General features: G+C 39.1%; 19 protein-coding genes and 5 tRNA genes. 20 read left to right on the top strand and 4 right to left on the bottom strand.

Annotation, left to right across the window (positions count from 1 at the left end; all coding sequences use genetic code 11):
* Positions 1-26: 26 nt before the first annotated feature.
* The 6 genes from VEB00_04315 to VEB00_04290 all read left to right on the top strand — a co-directional run bounded on the left by VEB00_04315 (position 27) and on the right by VEB00_04290 (position 2,089).
* Complete coding sequence (locus tag VEB00_04315; protein ID HYF82235.1) at positions 27-1,304, top strand: adenylosuccinate synthase; 1,278 nt, start codon at positions 27-29, stop codon at positions 1,302-1,304.
* Between the two features lie 103 nt (positions 1,305-1,407).
* A tRNA-Lys gene (locus VEB00_04310) sits at positions 1,408-1,483 on the top strand.
* Positions 1,484-1,491: 8 nt separating this feature from the next.
* A tRNA-Glu gene (locus VEB00_04305) sits at positions 1,492-1,566 on the top strand.
* Positions 1,567-1,573: 7 nt separating this feature from the next.
* A tRNA-Val gene (locus VEB00_04300) sits at positions 1,574-1,649 on the top strand.
* A 277-nt stretch (positions 1,650-1,926) separates the two neighbouring features.
* Positions 1,927-2,003: transfer RNA gene (locus VEB00_04295), tRNA-Asp, on the top strand.
* A 10-nt stretch (positions 2,004-2,013) separates the two neighbouring features.
* A tRNA-Thr gene (locus VEB00_04290) sits at positions 2,014-2,089 on the top strand.
* 72 nt (positions 2,090-2,161) lie between these two features.
* Here the strand turns inward: VEB00_04290 and VEB00_04285 are convergent.
* From VEB00_04285 to VEB00_04275, 3 genes are all read right to left on the bottom strand, one after another.
* Complete coding sequence (locus tag VEB00_04285; GenBank protein HYF82234.1) at positions 2,162-2,506, bottom strand: cupin domain-containing protein; 345 nt, start codon at positions 2,504-2,506, stop codon at positions 2,162-2,164.
* A 115-nt stretch (positions 2,507-2,621) separates the two neighbouring features.
* On the bottom strand, positions 2,622-3,599 hold the full coding sequence (locus tag VEB00_04280; protein ID HYF82233.1) for an ATP-binding protein: 978 nt from the start codon (positions 3,597-3,599) through the stop codon (positions 2,622-2,624).
* Positions 3,592-4,617: a DnaD domain protein gene (locus tag VEB00_04275; protein ID HYF82232.1), complete on the bottom strand. Its 1,026-nt coding sequence runs from the start codon at positions 4,615-4,617 to the stop codon at positions 3,592-3,594. Before VEB00_04275 ends, VEB00_04280 begins: the two co-directional genes overlap by 8 nt.
* Before the next feature lie 606 nt (positions 4,618-5,223).
* Between VEB00_04275 and VEB00_04270 the strand changes: the two genes are divergently transcribed.
* Positions 5,224-6,708 carry a M23 family metallopeptidase gene (locus tag VEB00_04270; protein ID HYF82231.1) on the top strand — a complete coding sequence of 495 codons (1,485 nt, stop codon included), beginning with the start codon at positions 5,224-5,226 and terminating at the stop codon, positions 6,706-6,708.
* Positions 6,709-6,726: 18 nt separating this feature from the next.
* Here the strand turns inward: VEB00_04270 and VEB00_04265 are convergent, their stop codons facing one another.
* Entirely contained in the window at positions 6,727-7,965 is a 1,239-nt protein-coding gene (locus VEB00_04265; protein ID HYF82230.1) for a S8 family serine peptidase, read from the bottom strand.
* Positions 7,966-8,183: 218 nt separating this feature from the next.
* Here VEB00_04265 and VEB00_04260 point away from each other — a divergent pair, with 218 nt between their 5' ends.
* The 13 genes from VEB00_04260 to VEB00_04200 all read left to right on the top strand — a co-directional run bounded on the left by VEB00_04260 (position 8,184) and on the right by VEB00_04200 (position 23,623).
* Entirely contained in the window at positions 8,184-8,393 is a 210-nt protein-coding gene (locus tag VEB00_04260) for a zinc ribbon domain-containing protein (GenBank protein HYF82229.1), read from the top strand.
* A gap of 116 nt (positions 8,394-8,509) precedes the next feature.
* The gene (locus VEB00_04255) at positions 8,510-9,343 is read left to right on the top strand and encodes a hypothetical protein (GenBank protein HYF82228.1); all 834 of its coding nucleotides are present in this window, start codon (positions 8,510-8,512) and stop codon (positions 9,341-9,343) included.
* Positions 9,344-9,661: 318 nt separating this feature from the next.
* On the top strand, positions 9,662-10,360 hold the full coding sequence (locus tag VEB00_04250) for a response regulator (GenBank protein ID HYF82227.1): 699 nt from the start codon (positions 9,662-9,664) through the stop codon (positions 10,358-10,360).
* A 4-nt stretch (positions 10,361-10,364) separates the two neighbouring features.
* The gene (locus VEB00_04245; protein ID HYF82226.1) at positions 10,365-12,122 is read left to right on the top strand and encodes an ATP-binding protein; all 1,758 of its coding nucleotides are present in this window, start codon (positions 10,365-10,367) and stop codon (positions 12,120-12,122) included.
* Positions 12,123-12,289: 167 nt separating this feature from the next.
* Entirely contained in the window at positions 12,290-12,820 is a 531-nt protein-coding gene (locus tag VEB00_04240) for a hypothetical protein (GenBank protein HYF82225.1), read from the top strand.
* Between the two features lie 135 nt (positions 12,821-12,955).
* Positions 12,956-14,386: a two-component system activity regulator YycH gene (gene yycH, locus VEB00_04235; GenBank protein ID HYF82224.1), complete on the top strand. Its 1,431-nt coding sequence runs from the start codon at positions 12,956-12,958 to the stop codon at positions 14,384-14,386.
* A 209-nt stretch (positions 14,387-14,595) separates the two neighbouring features.
* Positions 14,596-15,477, top strand: coding sequence for a two-component system regulatory protein YycI (gene yycI / locus VEB00_04230; GenBank protein HYF82223.1), 882 nt, complete (start codon positions 14,596-14,598; stop codon positions 15,475-15,477).
* A gap of 135 nt (positions 15,478-15,612) precedes the next feature.
* Entirely contained in the window at positions 15,613-16,872 is a 1,260-nt protein-coding gene (locus VEB00_04225) for a UDP-N-acetylglucosamine 1-carboxyvinyltransferase (GenBank protein HYF82222.1), read from the top strand.
* A gap of 33 nt (positions 16,873-16,905) precedes the next feature.
* Positions 16,906-17,715 (top strand): MBL fold metallo-hydrolase, encoded by an 810-nt coding sequence (locus VEB00_04220; GenBank protein HYF82221.1) that lies wholly within the window; start codon positions 16,906-16,908, stop codon positions 17,713-17,715.
* Positions 17,716-17,799: 84 nt separating this feature from the next.
* Entirely contained in the window at positions 17,800-19,065 is a 1,266-nt protein-coding gene (locus tag VEB00_04215) for a trypsin-like peptidase domain-containing protein (protein ID HYF82220.1), read from the top strand.
* On the top strand, positions 19,065-19,544 hold the full coding sequence (rlmH, locus tag VEB00_04210) for a 23S rRNA (pseudouridine(1915)-N(3))-methyltransferase RlmH (protein ID HYF82219.1): 480 nt from the start codon (positions 19,065-19,067) through the stop codon (positions 19,542-19,544). The genes VEB00_04215 and rlmH overlap by 1 nt, the downstream gene beginning before the upstream one ends.
* Positions 19,545-19,786: 242 nt before the next feature.
* Entirely contained in the window at positions 19,787-21,514 is a 1,728-nt protein-coding gene (locus VEB00_04205) for a WG repeat-containing protein (protein ID HYF82218.1), read from the top strand.
* Positions 21,515-22,228: 714 nt separating this feature from the next.
* Complete coding sequence (locus VEB00_04200) at positions 22,229-23,623, top strand: peptidoglycan binding domain-containing protein (GenBank protein ID HYF82217.1); 1,395 nt, start codon at positions 22,229-22,231, stop codon at positions 23,621-23,623.
* The last annotated feature ends 166 nt before the right edge of the window (positions 23,624-23,789 follow it).

The raw sequence follows: 23,789 nt of genomic DNA, 5'->3' as shown, positions 1-23,789 counted from the left end.
GAAAATAATTAAAAGAGGTGTTATATATGTCATCGTTGGTAATAGTGGGAGCCCAATGGGGGGACGAAGGAAAAGGAAAACTTACTGATTACCTTGCAGAAAAGGCTGATGTGGTTGTAAGATACCAAGGCGGAAATAATGCAGGACATACAGTAGAAGTTGGTAATGAGGTATACAAGCTGCAGCTTATTCCATCAGGAATACTGTATCCTGATAAGCAGTGCATAATAGGCAATGGAGTTGTTCTGGACCCTGAAGCATTTCTGGGAGAAATAAAAGGGTTGGAGAAAAGGGGTATCAAGACCTCAAATCTTAGAATCAGTGATAGAGCACATGTCATATTCCCCTATCATAAAAAGATTGATGAGCTTTCGGAGCTTAAAAGGGGAATAAATGATATAGGGACCACAAAAAAAGGAATAGGCCCTTGCTATATGGATAAAACGGAGCGAATAGGCATCAGGATATGCGATTTGTTGAAAAAGGATGTTTTCGCAGAAAAGCTGAAGAGCAATCTTGAGAGCAAGAATGCATATCTCAAAAAGATATTTGATTTTGACGGATATTCCTATGATGAAATGCTCGCTAAATATTTGGACTATGCGGAACAGATCAGACCTTTCGTAGTAGATACTTCAGTGCTGGTCTATAATGCCATTAAGGCAGATAAAAACGTGCTCTTTGAAGGTGCACAGGGTACACTGCTGGATCTGGACTTTGGAACATATCCTTACGTTACTTCCTCGCATCCGGTTGCCGGAGGAGTCTGCATAGGTGCGGGCGTTGGTCCGGCTCTCATAAACAAGGCCGTAGGTGTGGTAAAGGCATATACAACTAGAGTTGGGAAGGGTCCTTTCCCCACAGAGCTTTCTGATGAGATGGGAGAGCATATAAGAGCCAAAGGCAATGAATTCGGTACAGTCACAGGAAGGCCAAGAAGATGCGGTTGGTTCGATGCCGTAATAGTCAGGTATGCTGCAAGGATAAGCGGACTGACAGGTATAGCAGTTACAAAATTGGATACACTTTCAGATATTCCTACTATTAAAATGTGCGTGAGCTACAAGCTGGATGGCAATATAATCAGAGATTTCCCTGCAAGCCTGGAGGATCTTGAAAAGTGTGAGCCGATATATGAAGAGTTTGCAGGCTGGGGAGATATAAGCGGAATAACCGAATACAACAAGCTGCCAACAAGCGTCTTAAGATATTTGGAAAGAATAGAAGAGCTGTGTGGAACGAAGATATCTCTCCTTTCAGTGGGACCAAAAAGGAATCAGACAATAGTAATAGATGAGTTTTAGAGTGATTCTTGGAAGATTATTGAAAATATAAAAAGTGTGTTGACAAAATGACTGTAACATTGTAGAATGTATAAATGTGAGCCGCAGAAATTGCTCACATCTTGACTCACTAGCTCAGTTGGTAGAGCACATGACTTTTAATCATGGTGTCCGGAGTTCGATCCTCCGGTGAGTCACCATTAAAATTGGCCCATTGGTCAAGCGGTTAAGACACCGCCCTTTCACGGCGGCTACAGGGGTTCGAATCCCCTATGGGTCACCACATTTACGGGGGCATAGCTCAGCTGGGAGAGCATCTGCCTTACAAGCAGAGGGTCATAGGTTCGAGCCCTATTGTCCCCACCAATTTTTCCGTAACGCAGTGGAGGAACAAAGGCTAACATTCCTTAGTTTGATGCGTAGCATATGCGGAGCAACTTAAGCCCGCGAAGCAGCGGAGAAAAAAAGACCAAAATTCCTTAATGTAGTACGTAGCATTTGCGGAGTACCTTGGAGGCTACGGAGGAAAAACAGCAAAACCCCAAAGCACAAAGGGAAACAAAGTGTAAAACTACAAAATTACCCATTTGACAATCAGCCAGGTTTTATATATAATAGATATTGCTGATTGAGAAAAAAACATGGCCCAGTAGTTCAGTTGGTTAGAATGCCAGCCTGTCACGCTGGAGGTCGACGGTTCGAGCCCGTTCTGGGTCGCCATTTTTTTAATGCTGGTGTAGCTCAATTGGTAGAGCAGCTGACTTGTAATCAGCAGGTCGCGGGTTCGAGTCCCATCACCAGCTCCATTTATTTTTTAGATAATAAAACCGCACTAACTTTGAGAGTTAAGTGCGGTTCTTGTTTTTTTGATTTAAGCACTAACCTATTTCCTTTGAATACAATTGATTCGTTGGGTTGGGGCTTATGGTTACATAAACAGTCATATCCTCTGTAACTGATGGGATGCTGAAGTCATCCTCGCCTTTTGCATATACTACAGAGCCCTTTGTCAGCTTTTCAACTTCATCGTTTATTTGTATTTCTCCGCCTCCGGAGAGCACTATCATAACCAGAGAAGTATTTTCATGCTTATGTACAGGCAGTACGTGGCCTCTTTTCATATTAAGCACAAAGCTCAGCACATCATTTGTTGCAAAAAGTACACGTTTTGTAAAGGTTTTGTCGTTAAATACAATGCTATCATTTACATTTTTAATTTCCAAGGTCGAACCTCCTTACATATAAGCTATTTTCATTTCTATATCATAGGATAATAAAAAACAAAACTTGTTATTCAAGCAAATTTTGATTTAGCTGGAATAACAAGTTTTGCTGCTGTTAGATACCTTTCATTTTAAGTCTTATGTCTTTCCCCATAAACTTACATGCTTCAAAATTACCAATAATTCTTGACACTATCCTTTCGGAATATGTGCTTTGAAAATCAGGAACACTTAAGTTTGTGGATATAACCATCTTCTTGCTGCTGATTATTCGCTTATTCAATATATTGTAGATAACTTGATTGGAGAACTGTGTGGAAAGCTCAGTACCCAAATCATCCATTATCAGAAGGTCGCAATTATATATCTCATGTAAATAAGGCATATTGTTTTCTTCATTGTCAAAGTCAAACTTATATTTTCTCATTGCATCAATTAAATCGGGTACTGTCTTATAAAGAACACTTTTTCCCTTATCCAGCAGGTCCTTGGCTATGGAGTTGCAGAGGAATGTCTTTCCAAGTCCCGGGCTGCCAATAAAAAACAAGTTTGTATCATGCTTATCAAAGCCCTCAACAAAGTCGATACACATTCTGTATATTTCCTGCATGTTTTTTAAAGGGGATCTGCCGCTCTCATCAGGCTCGTTGGAATAATAGTCCCAACGGAACTGTTCAAAGTTCTCTTTATTGAGTGTAGATACTAAATTTGATTGTTCATAATTCAAGTATATTTCTTTCTGCCTATAGCATTTGCATTTATTAAAGCTGATAAAGCCCGTATCCTTGCACGCTTTACATAGATATATGGGATCCAAATAGTCAATAGGATACTTATTGGCAGAGAGTATTTCAGCTTTCTCTACTTTTAAATCCAATTGCTTTTTTCTAAGCTGTTCTAGAAGAGCTTCAGCAATTTGAGATTCATTAAGTATGGCGCGCGTTATGTCTATACTTACTCTTACCAATTCATCTTCAATTTGTTTAAGACGTGGCAGCTTACTGTAAAGGGTGAGTTTGCGCTGTTCTGTCTCTTCTTTATTTTTTTTCTGTATTAATTCATATTGCTTTAAGATATCTTGGCTATTATTCACTTAATTCACCCCTGCTTTTTTTTAGCCATGCTTCCTCTAAGGCTTTTGAATCATAAGTACGATTCGTAAAATTATTAAAGGAGGGTTTCTGATTCTTTGATGTCTTCTTGTCTTCCTTCGGAGTCTTTACCTGGTATGCTTCAACCTCTTGTATAGTAGAAAGGCCCTTCTCACGCCATTCGGTCAATATCTTATCGATATAATAAAACGAAGGCTTCAAGGTCTTTGCGGTAAGCTCACATGCTTTAAGTATGATATCATCGCTGTATTCAAAGGTATAGAACCACTTCTGCAGCATTTCTTCCTCTGCTGAGGTTGGCTGCCGGCCAAGCCTTAAGAAGCTACGCACTTTACTGTATTTTTGCCACTTTTCCTTATGTCGTGAATTGTACTGGACAGCCTTTTCCAAAGAGTCAATGCCCGCATCGAACCAGTTCTTTGCAACCTGCTTAAGGTATGGCATGTCTTTCTTATCCCTGGATATGCAGTCCTCCACCAGAAGCATAATAACATCAGAAGGAAAGTTGTAGTCGTCCATCCAATCAAGAAAGACGAAAAGCTCATTGGGTGACAGTTCCCTTCCAAACAGCTTGCGGAAGCAGTCAAACATCTCTCTCACACTCTGATTGCCCCTGGCGGCTATAATGCGCTCCGGACTATACTTGCCGGAGATTTCTTTCTTTTCCTTTATATTTAATACAATTTCCTTGATACTGAGGTATTCCACAGTAAAGCCTCCATCAGACCCTGCGTTTGTATATGGATACAGCTTTACGATACCCTGCTCCGTCCAATATCCCCATGCATCATTAACCTCGTCGCAGGAAATCCCAAGGGTCTTTGCGACAGTCTCATTGGAAAGCATATTGTTTACATAGCTTTGGGAATATTTGAGTCCCAAAAGGTAGACCTTTACATGGTTTGCTGGAGCAGAAGGCATGTAATGGCTTATGAAAAGGTTTTCCACAAGGGTTTGCCCCAAGTCTTCGTTATTTGATTTTATTTTGAATATATTCATATTAATGCACTCCTATATGTTTTGTTAAAAACATTTTCCTTGACTTGTCCTTTTAGGTAAGCTCCGCTTAACTATGCCTTAGGGCAACGCTTTGCCCGTAGGGGACATGGCAGTATTTGAGCATGTCTAATAATAGTACCAACATATCATAATTATACCACAAATGACATTTTCAAAAGTATGTGGAAAGTATATCTTTTTAATCCATTAGCTTTACATAATTCAAAGCAGCTTTGTTTTACTTAGGTTTTGAGCTAATAGATGGTATAAACTAACTTAAATATTGCCAATATATGAAAAAAATAACACATGGCTTTAAAATTTAAATTGCGGAAAAATGTAATATAAGCATGTAAACTCGGGAAATAGGATGAAAGACTGCTAATTTATCTATCAAAATAAGTCGTTTATGGTTAACTGCTTGTACAAAATAAATGGTATAAAAAAAACAATTTTGAATATTAATAAGTATGGGAGGTTGTATACTATGTGTCAGAATTTGGAGGTAGACATAATTATTTGAACTATGATTATTTTTGTTGTAAAATAGTACTCATGTACTATATATTTGAATAGGTTCTAATCTCAACTAAAGGAGGCGAATGGATGGAGGGAAGCAAGTTACATGAAGCGGTAGCGCTATGTAGAAACAAGCTTTCTCGTGGAATTGCAAATGCAAAGGATTTAATTAAAAATTGCCGTAAGAAGATTGTAAGTTTTGGTGCTGGTTCATCAAATAAATATAAATTTACAAAGCGGATTGTAGATAGAAAGAGATTTGGCATAGTCTGCAGTATAATTGCATTGCTAGTATTCACCTCAATATTTGTTGTGTTTTCAGGAAGTGCATACACTGTTAAAGTGAATGGAAACACCATCGGCAAGGTCAGAAGCCAGAAGGTTGTTGAAAGCGCATTACAAGCCTTGAAGCAGAAATATCAGGAGAGTGAAAATTCCGAAATAAGCTTCACCAGCGAGGTAACTTTTGAGAAGGCGAGAGCATCAGGTAAAGAGATTCTTAAGGATACTGCTCTTATTGAGACTTTGAGCAAAAATCTCAAATTCCAAGTACAGGCCTGCAGCGTATATGTGGACGGCAATGTAATAGCAGCTTTTAAGACAAAGGAACAAGCCGAGGGCATGCTGAAGGAAGTGCAGGACAAGAGCCTGATCGGGGCAGACAAATCGAAAATGAAGGAAATCAGTTTTGCTGAAAAGGTAGAACTGAAGAATGAATTTATAGAGGCATCAAAACTATCTGAGAAAGATGAGATAGTCAACTTCATCATAAAAGGGACAAATGAAATGCGGACCCATAAGATTGAGTCGGGTGAGAGCTTCTGGTCTATTTCCAAAAGGTACAATATGTCCCTTGAAGATTTGCAGAAGGCTAATCCTGAAGTCAATCCGGAAAAGGTTAAAATAGGCCAAGTAATAAACCTTATTGTCCCGAAGCCGCTTATTAGTGTAAAAACAATCCAAACCATCACTTCGATAGAAAAAGCGGAGTTTGAGCAAAAGGTTGAGTTCAGTAATTCACAATATAAGGATGAGACCAGTATTAAGGTTAAAGGCGTATATGGCGAAAAGCAAGTCGTCGCTGATGTTACAAAGGTAAATGGCATTGAAACCGGTAGAACAGTTATAAGTGAGAAAATCACTAAAGAACCCAAGACGCAAGTAATTGTAAAAGGAACTAAGATTCCTCCACCTAAGAAGGGTACGGGAACTTTCTCATATCCAGCCAGAGGAAGCATTTCGTCAAGATATGGAATGAGATGGGGCAGAAGGCATACTGGGATAGATATAGCAGCTTCCTACGGTTCTGCTGTAAAAGCCTCTGACGGAGGAGTAGTTACCTGGGTTGGCTATGAGGGAGGCTACGGCAAGCTGATAAAGATTGACCACGGCGCCAACTATGTGTCCTACTATGGACATCTTAGTAAATATAATGTAAAGGTCGGACAGAAGGTTTATAAGGGTGAGAAAATAGGAGCGGTAGGAAACAGCGGCAACAGTACCGGACCCCACCTGCACTTTGAAATCCGGAAAAACGGGGCTGTGACCAATCCATTAAATTATTTGAAGTAACTCAAAAAGCTTGAGGAATCATTCGAACTCCTCAAGCTTTTTCATGTCTATCATTCCTAACCCTTGGGCGGTTTTAAGCTCATTTATTGAAGTGCAGAATCTTTTTAGAGCACCTCTCAGATCTTCTGGGGAGAGATTGGGCTTTTTCTGACATAGGAGCACAGCAGCAGCTGCAGTCATACTTGCTGCAACGGAAGTCCCGCTTACCTCGGTATAGTGCTGGCTTTGAAGGTTTGACTGGGAATGGGATTTGTTCCGGGGTATATAGTTGATATCTGCATTGAGTGTAGCTACTTTATATCCGGGCATTACGGCATCCGGCTTGTCAAACTTACCCTCTACCGGGCCGCAGCCGCTGAAAAGGGCAACTTTGGGAGAAGGTCCGGTTGTTTCACAAGCTCCGGTTGTGAAGCTTGAACCGCAAATTCCGGGAGAGGTTATGCTGACTTCATTTGGACCAAGGTTTCCGGTGCAGGTGCAGACAAATAAGCCATTCTTCCAGAGAGCTTCTGCCGCCAGGCTCAAAATGTCAAAGGATTTGTGGAAACTGCAGACTCCGAAGGGAAGCACAACAACTCTTATATTATGTTTTTCCTTAATGCTAAAAATCCATTGCATCGCAGTCAGTATATCGGAAAAAAAACCATACCCAAGGCTGTTGAAGGTTTTTGCGCAGACAATATTTGAGTTGTAAGCTGCTGTTTTGAATTTGCCGTCCGCTGAGGCTCCAAAAGCCGCCCCTATACATGCGGTGCCATGGCCATTATCATCATAGGGCTCATCAATTTCATTTATATAATCCTTAAATTCTACGATTCTGTTTCGTGGCCTTACAAAATCAGGATGAGGATATATGCCCGAATCAATAAAAGCTGCAGTTATGCCTTTCCCACTTAGATGAAAGGAGGCTGCTTCACTTTTATCCTTTTCGCTCACTGTGTGGTCAGTACTGCCCATAAGGCGTGCGGTGCCGTCAAAATAAATTTTTTTGATTTCGATAATACTACAAATAGAATCGAAGCTGCTGATATTAATCCTGCCTGTGACGGCGTTTAAAAAGGGAAGATGATATTTTACCTTGAAGCCCATTCTTTTTAATCGGGACTCGGTCTGCTTTTCAAGGGTTTTTCTAAAGGTTATAATTACAGGTATAGTTTTAACTTTCTTAATAGAAATAAACCTGTTTATTGCCGGATCAACTTTTTTGAAATATGAAGAAAAAGGAGTGCTTTTTATTAGTTCCTTGATGGATTTCATAGCTATCCCCCAGTATAGAAAATGTATTGCGCAAAAGCCTTATTTCATAATATGCTATTGAAAAAAATTGGTGAATGTTATATAAATATTTCTATAAGGTATTCCTGATGGGCATGGTGCGAGGTTCGAGGTTCGAGGTGCGGGGGTAGGGGCGAACAGTGTTCGCCCGCAGTACAGAACGACGCCCTCGTCGTTCTGTAAAAAAAGGAGGTTTTGATATGGCTTTAATAGATTTTAAATGCAATAAGTGCGGCGAGAAATTTGATGAAATCGTGAAACAATCAAACAGGGAAAATATTAGGTGCCCAAAATGCGGAAGCAAGGAAGTACAGCAGCTTTTTGAAGGGAAATGCAACGCTGGCGGCTCGGGAAAAGGTGGAGGAGGCTGCAGCAGTGGAAGCTGCGGAGGCTGCAGCGGCTGCCATTAAGGCGACCTCGGTTTCAAAATATACCAATGAAGTTTACATAAACTCATAGTATAATATATCTAGTTGTCTTTAGTTTCGGGAATCCCAAGGATTCTTGTTAGAGAGGAATTAGATATATGAAAAAAAGAATAATGAGGCTCGCAATAGTACTAGCATTAGTTTCAGTACTATTTTTTTTCACAAATGACAGAGGTTTTATAGCGGCAAGAATGCAGGGTTATAAGGCTCTCAAGGTATTTGCCCAGGTAAAGAGCAGTGAATTGACACCGGAGTTTAATATATATGAAACGGAGAATTTTATAATCAAGTATACAGATAAAGACGAAGATGTAGTAAGAGACATCGGGAGGATATTTGAAAAGAGCTACAAAGTGGAAGGATTACATTATGATGATTACCCAAAAAGTAAAACCATAGTGTTTGTATACAGTGACCAGCAAAGCATGTGGGATTATCAGGAATCTGTAAGGGGACAAGCTGTCATGGGACTCTATAATATGGGTATAATACATGTTTTGTCACCGAAGGGGTATTTGAACCAAATGCAAATTGCCGCAAAGCAGTTTGAAGAGAATGGACCTATACTTCATGAATATGTTCACAGGGTAATTGACGATAAAAGTGGAGGAAACGTAGAGCTTTGGCTTACAGAAGGACTTGCCATTTATGAAGAGTATGCTGTGTATGGAACAGAATGGGCTGAAGACTTCAATTATGAGAGGTACTTTTCAAGCAATGAGCTCAGGAACGGCTTTATGAATCTAGATGAAACCCAATCCTACAAGCAGTCCTATGATATAGTCAGGAAGCTTATTGAGACCCAAGGAAGGGAAAAGATGATAAACATGCTTGATGAATTGAAAAAAGGAAACACTTTAGATGCTGCTTTCAATAAGATATATCGGGTCAAATTGGATAAGTATATTGATTCGGCGGCATGGAGAGGATAAAAAAAAGAAAACAAATAAACTAATCTGTTTCCTATATCCGGGGGGATATAAAACTATTTTGTTGAGATACCCTAATTCTAACCTATTTCGACAAAAATTAGTATAAGAAGCAGGCCTTATATTAATAGGACTAGAGTCCTTAATTTAGAATGCGGACTTTGGGTCTATGGTATTGCTTGACTTGACGAATGTCTGCCACAGCCTGATCAGTTGCGTAATAGATGCATAAGTAGTAAAATATGTATGACACATTTCTTTTCGCATTTTGTATAACTCAAGAGTTATAGATATATTAATAATTTTGGGGTGGTGTATTTAATGGACAATAGAAGAATCCTTGTGGTAGATGATGAAAGACCAATAGCAGACATCATAAAATTCAACCTCGAAAAGGAAGGCTACAAAGTTTTTGTAGCTGAGGACGGGCAGCAGGCTGTGGATATGACTTACGAGCACAAGCCTGACCTGATAGTACTTGACATTATGCTTCCAATAATGGATGGTTTTACTGTTTGCAAGAAGCTTAGAGAGAATGTAAGCACTCCGATAATAATGCTTACAGCCAAGGAAGAAGAAGTAGACAAGGTGCTTGGGCTGGAGCTGGGGGCAGATGACTATATGACAAAGCCCTTCAGTGTCAGAGAGCTTATGGCGAGAGTAAAAGCCAATATAAGAAGGGCAAACTTCTTGAATTCCGGGATGGAAGGCAGCGGTCAAGTTGTAAAATCCGGAAATCTTGTAATTGACCTTAACAGGTACGAGGTGCGCAAGGGGGATACTATATTAGAGCTTACCCTAAGAGAATTTGAGTTATTAAAGTATCTTGCACTTCATGCTGAACAGGTATTCTCAAGGGAGACACTGTTGGAAGAGGTCTGGGGCTATGAATACTACGGGGATGTCAGAACTGTTGACGTAACAGTAAGACGATTAAGAGAGAAAGTAGAGGATGACCCCAGCAATGCGAAGTACGTGCAGACAAAAAGAGGCGTAGGCTATTACTTCAGGAGGATTTAGTTAAATGTTTAAAAGCATCCAATGGAAGCTTGTAATAATATCCTTTCTGCTGGTATGGCTTGCAATGGCTATTGTAGGCGTTTATATAACCGAGGCTATTAAGAAAGATCAGATTGGCAGCATGACAGAGACTATAATAGCCAGGGGTTATTATCTGGCTGACAACCTAAAGGACAAGACAGTGGGAGCGCCTAACATTCAAGAAGTTGTATCCAATTGGTTTGTAGGGCAGGGAAAGCAGGTAAGGGCCGTATATGTATATGAAAACGGAGACTTCATAGCCAGTCAGCCGAATTACGGGGGTACAACCGAATATGACCTTCTTGGCTTATGGATAGTGGAGGAAGCTATAGACGAAGCAAAAGAACAAGAGTGGGTGGATGACAACAACAAATATCACAAGAGTATTGCTGTGCCAATAATCTCTTCAAATAATGATGTCATAGGCGCAATATATATCAGTGCGGATTTGTCCAGTGTTGAAGAGAATGTGAAGAGCATCAGGAACATACTTACAAATGCGACTATTTGGGCTCTCTGCATAACAGCGCTTTTGGGCAACCTACTCGCAAAGACCTTTACAGGACCTATAAAGGAAGTAACCTCTAAGGCAGAGAAGCTTGCTAAAGGAGATTTTGGACAGATAATTGCTGTAAAGTCCCGAGATGAGGTAGGTCAGTTGACTGAAACGTTCAACTATCTCACAGTAAGGCTTAAGAGTACCATTGATGAAATGTACAGAGAGAAGAATAAGGTTGATGCAATTTTGACCAATATGACTGATGGTATTATAGCAGTAAATGCAGCAGGAACAGTAATTCACGCAAACCCGGCTGCTTACAGTATATTCAACATCGAAAAGGAAGCTCTGTACAATAGGAAGTTTGATGATTTGGCTCAGGAGCTGAAGCTTGGTATGACCTTCAATGAGCTTCTGAATGATAGTGAAAAGAATTTTAATATATTGAGCATCAATAACCTGATAGTAAAAATCAGTGCAGTGCCTATAATGAACGAGCACAACGAAACTGAAGGTGCTATGCTTGTACTCCAGGATGTTACCGAGCAGGAAAAGCTGGATAAGATGCGCAAGGAGTTTGTGGCGAATGTATCCCACGAGCTGAGAACTCCTCTTACAACAATCAAGAGCTATACTGAAACTCTTCTGGACGGGGCATTGGAAAACACGGAGTACACAGCAAATTTCCTACAAGTCATAAACAGTGAGTCGGATAGAATGACAAGGCTGGTAAAAGACCTGCTGCAGCTTTCCAAACTTGATTATGACAAGATGGAATGGAATATGAAAAAGCAGAATGTATTGAATATAGTCAGTGATTGTGTTGTCAAGCTGGAAATGTCAGCCAAGCAGAAAAACCAGGTTTTGTCTTTTGAAGCTCTTGGTGAGCTGTGTGAGATAAACGGCGACAAGGATAGAATTGAGCAAGTAATAATAAATATTATAAGCAACGCGATAAAATATACTCCTGAAAATGGCAGTATTAAAGTGACCGCAGACAAGCTTGAGGATAATGTAGAGATAAAAATAGCAGATACAGGCATGGGTATCCCCAAGGATGATATTCCAAGACTGTTTGAAAGGTTCTATAGGGTTGACAAAGCCCGTTCAAGAGCAATGGGAGGCACCGGGTTGGGACTTTCAATAGCTAAGAATATTGTAGAAGCACATAGAGGCTCAATCAGAATAGAGAGCGAATATGGAAAAGGTACAGAAGTGATAATAAATTTCCCTTGTGCATAGTACTATTATATACAGGAGTTTTGCTTAAAGCATTTCATATATATTCCCGTAATGTAAAATAAGCTTAATTAGACTGTAATAATACTGTAATAAATTTCTTGTATAATAATAATAAGGATTAATATGATTAAATTATTATTTGATTAAAAACCACAGGGGGAATTGTCATGTTTAGGAAGTTGCTGATTTCAGCAATCGTTGTAACAGCAGTATTTGCAGCAGGAGCGTCAGTGTACGCTCAATCGGAGGCGGAGTACAAACGGGATAATGCTCCGGTATTTGAGCTGCTTTCAGATAAAGAGGAATCAAAAACCTTTGAAAGCGAGTATGTTATTTCTGCTATGGCCAAGGAAGATACAGAAGTTAGTATGAACCTTTACTGGTTTAAAAAAGAAGACGAAAAGAGCATTTTAGCCAAGAAGAAATCCTTGGAGAGCTCTGGAGTGAAAGGAAGCTGGATTTTACAACAGTCTAAAGAATTTACTGTAGGATCATCCGGTATTTTTGCAGAACCAGTGACTTTAAGCCTTGGGAAAAACAGAATAGTGCTTTTTATAAAAGACAAAGAGGGAAACACAACTGAGAAGGCATTCGAAGTAGAGCGATTCTGGGAGAAGCAGGCTAGTGAAGAAGTCAACGGAGATACTCTCAACAAATTTGTAGAAGACATAACAAACAGTGTAAACGTAAATAAATAGAACAAGTTTGTGATGAAACCGGCTATAATACAAAATACGAAATTGTATTTCGCACTTTTGTTTCCTTAGTATACATCGCGGAAAGTAAAATAAATCCTTATAAAATATTTTCTGCGACTATAATGTATCATATAGGTGATTATATTGAACCGTGAACGATTTAAATCAATAGTCTTATTATTTTTAGTTATATTGAGTTTTATATTGACTACCCGAATATGGTTTTACACTTCCATTGAGGGTATTTTTATTATGCCTGGAAATAAATCAATAAAGCCTGATTTTAATGCCGAGTATGACAAGTCTGATCTCTTGAAGCCCCCAAAGCTTGTAGTAAGCTTTGGGAAAAGAAGCACACTGCTATATGACAATGAAGCAAATAACGAAATATATAACAGAATATTCAAAGAAACCAAGAGAATAATTCGAACAGCCATACTGACAAGCAGCAAGGAAGCTGTGAAAAAGCTCCCACAGGAGGAATTGAGCAAAATAAGGGCTACAAGGGGAGTAAGCTTTATTTTTAATATGCCGCTTAAAATAGAGGCAGTATATAAGCTAATGAATATCAGCAACGCTGCTGATATCGGAGTGAAGGATATAGATGGGATAATTGTCTCCCAGAGCCTAAACAAGGTGTATCTGCAGGATAATGCGCAGAATGTTCTTTTTGAATTGAGTGCAAGCGGGATTCAGAACAATTTGAACTTTATAATTTCAAACCTAGAAAAACAGCCGACAGTATCATGTCTCTTTCTTGACAGGTTCCAGTCAAAGTTTTACGGCAAGAACGCAGTAGTTCCCACAAAGATTGGAGAAAAGGGATTGCCGGTTTTGTCCGGTGTAAAGGAGCTGGAGGCAAAGGAAGGGATACCAGACAGTATAGCGGCTTTTTTCAATGATGAAATATCTTCATTAAGCATAATAAAAAACATTGATGGTACGCTGGTCTATACCGACAGAGAGGACCAAGTGGTAAAGCTATATACAAATGGTATGCTGGAATATGTAAACTATAATTTGCAGTCTACTGTAAGCAGTCCCATTAATGTAAGCAGTGCAATTGATATAAGTACGGATTTTGTAAGCAAGCATTTGGAGTTTCCGATGGAGTTTCCGAAAAACAGCTATATATCTGATATAATAAAGACCATGAATGGAGACCGCTATATTATCCGATACAGGTACACCTATGAAGGACTGCCGATAATATTGGATTCAGGTTTGAGCAGCGATACAATAGAAGTGGAAATTGTCGGCGATGAAGTCAGACGCTATAAAAGGGTGGTAAGGGAGTTTAATGATGAGCTGGAGTATAAGCAGGTTATGGAATTCAGAGATGTGCTGGATATAATCCTTGACGAAAAAGTAGAAGTGCAAAGTGGTGAAAAAATCATTAAAGTAAAAGATATGTACCTTGCTTACTATGAAAACTATAGTAAAGATAATATTAACTACATACCCGTATGGGTCGCAGAGGTTACAGTAAAAAGAACAGAAACGGGTACAGTATTGAACCAGCGTTATATTATAAACGCAGAGATAGGGGTAATACTGGATAAATAAATTCTATGACACCCATATATGTTGTGATTAAGATTTATCATTTACAAAAGCAGTAGAAGCATTTGCTTTTGTTTTATTGATTATGTACTTTTCGCAACATATGGGCTTTGTCCCTCCGGCGACGAAGCCTTAATCAAGGAAAATGTTTTGCACATTCTGAATTCAGTTTAAAGTGTTTAGTGCAAAACATATGAGAGAGGGATTTTTGAATGGATTGGTCAAAAGCAAAAACAATCTTGATAACTGTTTTTCTGGCAATTAACATCTTCCTTGCATATATGATTATTGGGGCAAACACTGGCAGTATTGGCTATGTGGATGATGAAAGTGTAAAACAAATCACCAATTATCTGGCTGAAAGGGATATAAAAGTAAAAGGCCAGGTTCCGCTCAAAAAGTTGGAGATGCCTTCAATAACTGTGAAGTACCAGCTCTTTAACAAGGAAGATATCGCTAAGAGGATTTTTTTGCCTGAGATAAAGGTGAAGGAATCAATAGATGGCAGCACTGTGAAGCTCTCAGGGGATAGTTTGGAGATCAGTATCAAGGACAGCAGAGAGCTTGTCTTCATAGACAGCAGCATCAAGCCATCAGCGGCCATTGACCAGAAGACTTGCAGCAATCACATAAAAGAGTTTTTAGATAGGCTTGGATTGAAGGATAATGCTGATATCAGGCAGGTAGAGGACCTTGAGGGGTATAAAAGGTTTGTTTATGGTCAGTCCTTCAAGGGAGCTGTTATATACAATAGTGTCATGGAATTTTATGTAAATGATGCTGGTGTGCAAAGAGCAAGGATTACATGGTTTGATACTGTAAAGCAGGCGAGCAGGAAAGCAAATGTGATTTCACCGGAAATTGCTTTGTTATCCTTGACGAAGTATAAGGCGGACATTGCGGCTCAGAGCATTGAAGTATGGGAGGTCCAGCAGGGATACTATTTCGGTACTGGTGCAAGTGGTCAGGTGGATACTTCCAAAGTAGTGGAAGGAACAGCCTTTCCGGTATGGAAGATAACGACAGACAAGGATATGATTTATATAAATGCGTATAATGAAAAGGTAGAAAGTGTGGAAAAGGCTAGAAAATAGCCTTTTTTTGCTATATTATCAAATTTATAAAACAATGATATAATTAGAATGTTATAGCCAGCCTATATAAAGGCAATGATTTAAAGTAGGTTTTAACTTATTTATTTACAATACTAAGTAAAAGGGGTTTATGCTTTGGAAGAAAAACTGATAATCAAGGGAAATAAAAAGCTTCACGGTGAATTGTGCATAAGCGGAGCAAAAAATTCTGCAGTAGGAATCATTCCGGCAGCGATATTATCAGATTCGAAATGTTTTATAAAGAATCTGCCTGACATAGATGATGTAAAATATCTCAAGGAGCTCTTGCTGCAGGTTGGCGCAAAGGTGAATGTGGGTAATCCTGGAGAGCTTGAGATTGACAGCACTAGTATGAAGGGCTATAAGGTAGATTTCGAAATAGCCAAGAAGATGAGAGCATCTTACTACTTCATAGGAGCGTTTCTTGGCAAGTTTAAGAAGGCCGAAGTACCATTTCCGGGAGGCTGCGACATAGGAATAAGGCCTATAGACCAGCACATAAAGGGCTTTGAGGCTTTGGGCGCTAAGATAAAGATTGAGCATGGGATAATAAAAGCCAGAGCAACGGAGCTTATAGGCGCACAGATATATATGGACGTGGTAAGTGTAGGTGCAACTATAAACATAATACTGGCGGCATGCAAGGCCACAGGCATTACTACAATCGAGAATGCGGCCAAGGAGCCATACATAGTTGATATAGCCAACCTATTGAATGCAATGGGGGCTAATATAAAGGGAGCAGGCACCGATGTCATAAAGATAAAGGGAGTCGAGCATTTGGGCGGCTGTGAGCATGCAATTATACCTGACATGATGGAAGCTGGCACATATATGATTGCAGCAGCTGCTACTCAGGGAGATGTCCTTATAAAGAATGTAATCCCGACACATCTTGAATCGGTATCTGCAAAGCTCAGAGAGATGGGCATAGAAATAGATGAGAACGAAGACTCCATAAGAGTGAGGACGGTAGCAAGGCCAAAGGCCATCAACATTAAGACAATACCCTATCCAGGCTTTCCTACTGACTTGCAGCAGCCTATGAGCGTATTGCTTTCCATAGCTGAAGGTACGGGAATTATCACTGAGAGTATATGGGAGGGCAGGTTCAAGCATGTGGATGAGCTAAAAAGGATGGGCGCGAATATCAAGGTTGAAGGTCGCGTTGCCATCATCGAGGGAATACATAAGCTTTCGGGATCTCCAGTTTGTGCGACAGACCTGAGGGCAGGAGCGGCAATGGTCATAGCAGGATTGGCAGCTGAAGGCGAGACAGAGATAAGTAATTTAAGACATATAGATAGAGGCTATGAGAACCTCGTAGATAAATTAAAAAGCGTAGGAGCAGATATCACGAGAGTGGAGCGCTAGTTGGCATCAGGTGCAATCTGCGTTGGAGGAAAAATGGGGATAAGACTATGCTCGCTTTCGAGCGGGAGCAGCGGCAATTGTGTTTATGTAGGCAACGATGACAGTGGAGTGCTGGTGGACTGTGGTGTAAGCGGTAAGGAAATACTGAACAATTTAAAAAACATAGGAGTATGCACCAGCGCGATAAAAGCCGTAGTGGTCACCCATGAGCATTCAGACCATATAAAGAGCGTCGGTATAATATCAAGGAAGCTCGGAATTCCTATTTATGCCAACATAAATACATGGGACAGCATGGCCTCTTTAATAGGAGCAGTAAAGCCTGAGAATATCAGACATATTGCAGTAGGAGAAGAGCTGGAGATTGCAGGAATTGACATTAAAACCTTCAGTATTCCCCATGATGCGGCAGACCCTGTAGGCTACTGCTTCTATGAAGGCAGCAGAAAGATAAGCATAGCCACTGACCTAGGTTATTTCAGCGATACAGTAAGAGAGAATATCAGCGGCTCAGATATGGTTATGCTGGAAGCCAACCATGATGTAGAAATGCTTAAGGCAGGAAGATATCCTTATTTTTTAAAGAGAAGAATATTAAGCGATGAAGGCCATCTTTCAAACGAAGCAGCAGGGAATGCAGTATATGAGCTGCTGCAGACTGGAGTACGCGAAGTGCTGTTAGGTCATTTGAGCAAGGAAAACAATTTTCCTGAGCTTGCCTATGAGACAGTAAAGAGTATACTGGAAGAGAAAAAAGTAAAGGTTAACCAGGATATTAAGCTGGAGCTTGCACCAAGGAGCTCCGTTAGCCGGTGCTATTATATTGAACAGAATAAAGATTAATGCATTTGTAACCATTAGGTGGATATGCTAATGTCAGAGGGAATAATCTGTATATAATCATTTTACCTATGGAGGATGATGTTTTTGGACAATTATGATGACAAGACAAAAGAGCAGCAAGAAGAGGCTGATCAGGAAATACAGGAAGTTCGGGAAGCAGAACAAAGCAACAGCACAGCACAAAACATTATTGAAACTATAGATGTGCCTTTGGTCAAAGAGCAAGACCCGCACAGAAGCTATAAAAGACCATCGGGACTTTCATGTTTTGCTACTGCACTTGTTGGTGCCGTAATTGGTGGAGTTATTGTCGCAGCAATAGTGCCCTCATATTTGGATAATAGACTGGCACCTATACAGCAGGGCGGCAATGCTCAGGTAGGTCAGCAGATGGTAATAACACCTTCTGAGAATTTGAATGTAGCGGCAGCAGTAGCACAAAAGGTTACACCTACAGTAGTAAGGATCAGTACTGTAACGGTAGAGAGGGATCTTTTCTATGGGAAGCGGTCCTACGAAGGTGTAGGGTCGGGAGTTATAATAAACCCAAACGGATACATACTTACCAATGCCCATGTAGTAGGTGAACATCCTGAAGAGCTTACAGTGTTTTTTAAGGATGGAAGAGAGCTTGACGGAAAGGTGCTGTGGAAGGACACTCTGCTAGATTTGGCAGTTGTCAAGGTAGATGCAACAGATTTGCCGGCTGCAGAGCTTGGAGACTCTGATGCACTTATAGTAGGCGAGACCACTATTGCAATAGGAAATCCTCTGGGTATGCGTTTTGAAAGAACTGTCACCCAAGGCATAGTATCCGGGCTCAACAGGAGCATAATGGTTGAGGAGGGCTCCGTAATGGAGGACCTGATACAGACAGATGCCGCCATCAACCCCGGAAACAGCGGCGGACCCTTGATAAACGGCAGAGGACAGATAATAGGGATAAACACAATAAAAGCATCGGCAGAGGGTTTGGGTTTTGCAATACCGATAAATATTACGAAGCCGATAACCCAAAAGCTGATAAGAGATGGTAAGTTCGTAGCTACATATATGGGAATCACCCCACTGGACAGCGAAATGCTTGGCTATTACGCCACAGACATAGAGATACAGAAGGGGATATATGTATACAACGTCAATGAGCGCACTCCTGCAGCTGAGGCAGGACTCAAGGTAGGGGATGTTATAACCCATATCAATGGTGAAGAAGTGAACACCCTTGTAAAGTTCAAAAGCATACTTTACAGCTTAAACCCCGGTGATACCATCACAATAAGATACATAAAGAATAGCACGGAATACTCTGTAGATATAAAACTTGCAGAGATGCCGGAGGAATACAGGTAATGAACATAACGATTATAACAGTTGGAAAACTTAAAGAAAGATATTTCAAGGAAGCCGTGGAGGAATACTCAACACGGCTTTCAAAATATTGCAAACTAGAAATAGTAGAAGTAACCGACGAGAAGGCTCCCGAGAACCTAAGCCCCGCCCAGGAGCTTATTATCATTCAAAAAGAAGGACAAGGCATACTAAGATATGTAAAGGAAGACACCTACGTAATAGCCCTTGCCATACAGGGCAAACAGCTGTCTTCCGAAGGTCTGGCGAACTTCATCAATGACCTGGGCATAAAGGGCAGAAGCAATATTGCCTTTGCAATAGGTGGTTCCCTGGGCCTAAGCGATGAAGTACTGAAGCGTGCAGACTACAAGCTTTCCTTCTCCCCCATGACCTTCCCACACCAGCTTATGCGAGTGATACTGCTGGAGCAGGTGTATAGGGGATTTAGGATTATTAAGAGTGAACCGTACCATAAGTAAATGCGAAGGTTTAATTTAGCAATATGATTTCAAGTGCATAGTTAGGGACGTGCCTGGCCCTTAAGCTTAAAATGCTTGTTAGTGTAAGCCTATAGTGGTAAAATATACAAGTAAGTAGTTAGCAAATAATTCTTATTGTTCATGTTAAAAGCTTAATATAATTTCCCATATGATTGTATATAAATTGTTGTATAAATGATCTATATTGATATTAAATATTTAATTAAGGAGAGATAAGGCTTATGAAAAAATTATTAAGAAGAAGCACATCCATATTGATGGCAGTGGTAATGATAGTTTTAGCAATGAATATGAATGTATTTGCTTTGGACGAGAACAACGTTATTTGGTTAGGAGATAACTATCAGCCTTCGGGAACAGGGATATTTAGTGAGGGTTTGGCTCTGATAGAAAAAGACGGCAAGATGGGTTATATCGACAAAACAGGTAAAGTTATCATACCTACAGTTTTTAATGAAGCAGGAAATTTTAGTGAAGGCTTAGCGTTAGTAAAAAAAGACTATAATGTAGGTTATATAGATAAATCAGGCAAAATGGCGATTCCATTCATTTATGATGGTGGCTGTGATTTTGTTGAAGGTTTGGCAAGGGTTAAAAATGACAACAAATGGGGTTATATAAACAAAATAGGTCAAGTTGTTATACCTTTTATTTTTGATGATGTAGATAAAGCAACATATACTTCAAATGGTAAACCGGTTTTATCTCTCTCAGGGTTATCACAGGTTAAAAAAGACGGTAAATGGGGTTACATCGATAAGACAGGCAGAGTAATCATACCATTTGATTATGATGATGCAAGTTTCTTTAGTGAAGATTTAGCAAAGGTGTTTGAAAAAGGTAAAAGGGGTTGGAGCGGCGGTAAGTGGGGGTATATAAATAAAACAGGTAAAGTTGTTATACCACTTGATTATGAAGAGGCAGGTTCCTTTACTGAAGGTTTGGCAATGGTTAAAGACAACAATAAATATGGTTCTATAGATAAAACAGGCAAAGTTGTTATACCTATAATTTATGATGAGGTCTTTAGTTTTAGCGAAGGCTTAGTGCGTGTGAAAAAAGACGGTAAAACTGGTCTTCTAGATAAAACGGGTAAAGTTGTGGTTCCATTCATTTATGATGGTGCAAATCTCTCTGGAGAAGGCTTGATAGAAGTAGTAAAAGACGGTATGAAGGGTTATATCGACAAAACAGGCAAAGTCGTTATTCCTATTAGCTATGATGCTGTTAATAGTTTTAGAGAAGGTATAGCACGCGTAGAAATAGATCGGAAAACTGGTTATATAGATAAAACGGGTAAAGTCATAGCTCTTTGCATGTATGATTATGGATATGATTTTAAAGAAGGCCTGGCAGCAGTACTTAAAGACGGTAAAACCGGTTTTATAGATAAAACGGGTAAAGTTGTGATTCCTTACATCTATGATGGCGTTTATAGTTTTAGTGATGGTGTAGCATGGGTTCGTATGGGTGAGGTTTGGGGTATAATTTCATACCCACAGAAGATCTCAGAACCAAAACCTACAGTTATACCGAACAATTCAAAAGTTTTGGTCAATGGTGAAGCAACATCATTTGAAGCGTATACAATAAACGGAAGCAACTATTTTAAACTTCGGGATCTTGCCTACGCAGTCAACGGAACAAAAAAGCAGTTTGCTGTAGCCTGGGATGGAGTAAACAATGCAATAAAGCTGACAACGGGGATGTCATATACCCCGATAGGGGGAGAATTAAAGGCAGGTTCAGGTGCTGCAGCTAAGGAAGCAGTTCAAACTAGCTCTAAGATATATTTAAACGGTAAGGAAATTCAGTTTACCGCATATACAATAGGCGGAAACAATTACTTCAAGCTTCGCGATTTTGGAAAGGCGATGAACTTTGGTGTGGAGTGGAACGCAGCAACAAACAGTATCAGTATAAATACTAATACGATCTACACTGAGTAAATATACTTAAGATGCAATAGATACATCCTAGTTTGGCATTTACTGCTGTTACGCAAAACCGTACCACAAGTAAATGCGAAAACAGCCCAGAAGCGTGATATATCAATGCTTCTGGGCTGTTAACATTTTGAATGGAATGGAACTCTCTACAATTGCTTATAGCCAGGGGTCTACTATTTCATAAATAGGTGCCAGGGAAACCTCCGAAAAACTCGCAATGTTTGAAAATATCACGTTTATTGGGAATGGTAAATCATTACCTGATATAAATAAGTCCCATAGAACGAATTTTTGAGTCTTGTATTTTCGAATCGTTAGTTTTATTTTTTTGATATGGAGTTTTTCGGAGCTTTCCCTGGCACTTATAAATTATGCAAATTTAAGGTACAAAAAAACATTTTGACAATCAGCACGGTCATCTATATGAAATACTCAAGCACAGCGCAGGATGATACTTTGCATATCAACAACCAGCAGCGCTGCTTTTTTTGTCAAGGCATATCATCTCCTTAGCCTTTTGTAATTAACTATAACACAAATGATTAGGTACCAGATGTCGAATAAAGAACTTACAAGGTGGGGTAATCAAAAAAGTTCTAAAGTTCGGCGCCTGGCACCTTTATTTCTAAGTCTTAAAACCAAAAGCACAAACATAGTATAAATTAGTTATTATGTTTAAATAGATTGTATTTTGGGTAAAGGACTTAAATCGGTATGAAGGATATTAATACAAAAAAGCTTTTTAAAAGCGGGTTTGTTGAAAATGCAATAATTTTAACAGCTTCAATAATACTGATATATTTACTTATTTCATTATACTTTGTGAATCATTTCTTTTTTAATACAGTAGTAAATGGAGTAGATGTCCCACTAAAAGCCCATGACGGAGTAGATGATATATTTATAAGTTATGTTAAGGATTATAGATTACAGTTAATAGAAAGAAATGGAGAAATAGAAGAAATCATAGGACAAGAAATAGGAATGCAATACAATAGAAAAAACAGTATTTATAAAATTGATAAAATGCAAAGTTCGTTTAAATGGCTAAGTTCATTATTAAAGGAACAAAGATATTATGTAAAAGATCTGTTTGTTTATAATAAAGAGAATTTGGAAAATAGAATAAGTGAATTAAATTGTTTAAACAAAGATATTATAGAACCCCAAAATGTAAGCTTTAAGTATGCAAATGGCTATTATGAAGCGATTGGAGAGGTATATGGGAATAAGATTCATAAAGATAGGTTATATGAAGCTATAAAAATGAGTGTGTTAAAAGGACAAACAAAATTGGATTTGAATAAAAGCCGTTGCTACGAAAATCCGAAGTACACATTAAGTTCTGATAAAACTCTTGTAACTAAAAATTTATTAAATAAGTATGTATCAACAAAAATCACTTATATACTTAGAAGTGAAAAAGAAATATTGGATCAAAATACTATAAATCAATGGCTTAGTGTTGATGAAGATTTGGAAGTAGTAACAGACGAAAAAGCAGTTAAGCACTATGTGCAGGAATTGAGCAAAAAGTATGATACAGCTGGTGCAGCAAGAAAAATTAAAACATCTACAAATAAAACGGTAGAAGTTAAGGGCGGTTTTTACGGGTGGAAAATGAATTGTGCTGCTGAAACACAAGCACTATTAGAAAATATAAAACGCGGCGAAGTGCTTGAAAAAGAACCTATATATGTTCAAAAGGCTTTATCTAGGGGCGAAAATGATATAGGCAATACTTATGTAGAAATCAATATAACAAGGCAGTATTTATGGTTTTATAAAGATGGGATGCTTATAACGCAAGGCCCCATAGTAACAGGCAATCCCAACAGAGGAAACGCTACTAAGGTTGGGGTCTATATGCTTAATTATAAACAAACAGGATCGACTCTAAGAGGACCGAATTATGAAGCTGAAGTAACCTATTGGATGCCTTTTAATGGGAATATAGGAATACATGATGCTAGCTGGAGATATTCTTTTGGCGGAAATATCTATAAGAGAAACGGAACCCATGGATGCGTAAATGTCCCAATGTATTTGGCTAAAAAGATTTTTAACAATATAGAAGATGGAACACCTGTTATTTGTTACGAAGAATAGAAATATAGTTAATTATGAGATAATAGGTGCCAGGGAAACCGCTGAAAAACGGCTATAAAAAATAAGATTTTTCTTCGGGTTGAATGATTATGCATTGGATTTTTTATCAATTACCTTTATATGTTAAAGTATCTTTGGTTATTCGTATATATAAGCACATATAGCA

Source organism: Clostridia bacterium, from assembly GCA_035628995.1.
Classification (GTDB): domain Bacteria; phylum Bacillota; class Clostridia; order Lutisporales; family Lutisporaceae; genus BRH-c25.
This window is presented reverse-complemented; position numbering and strand designations above follow the sequence as displayed.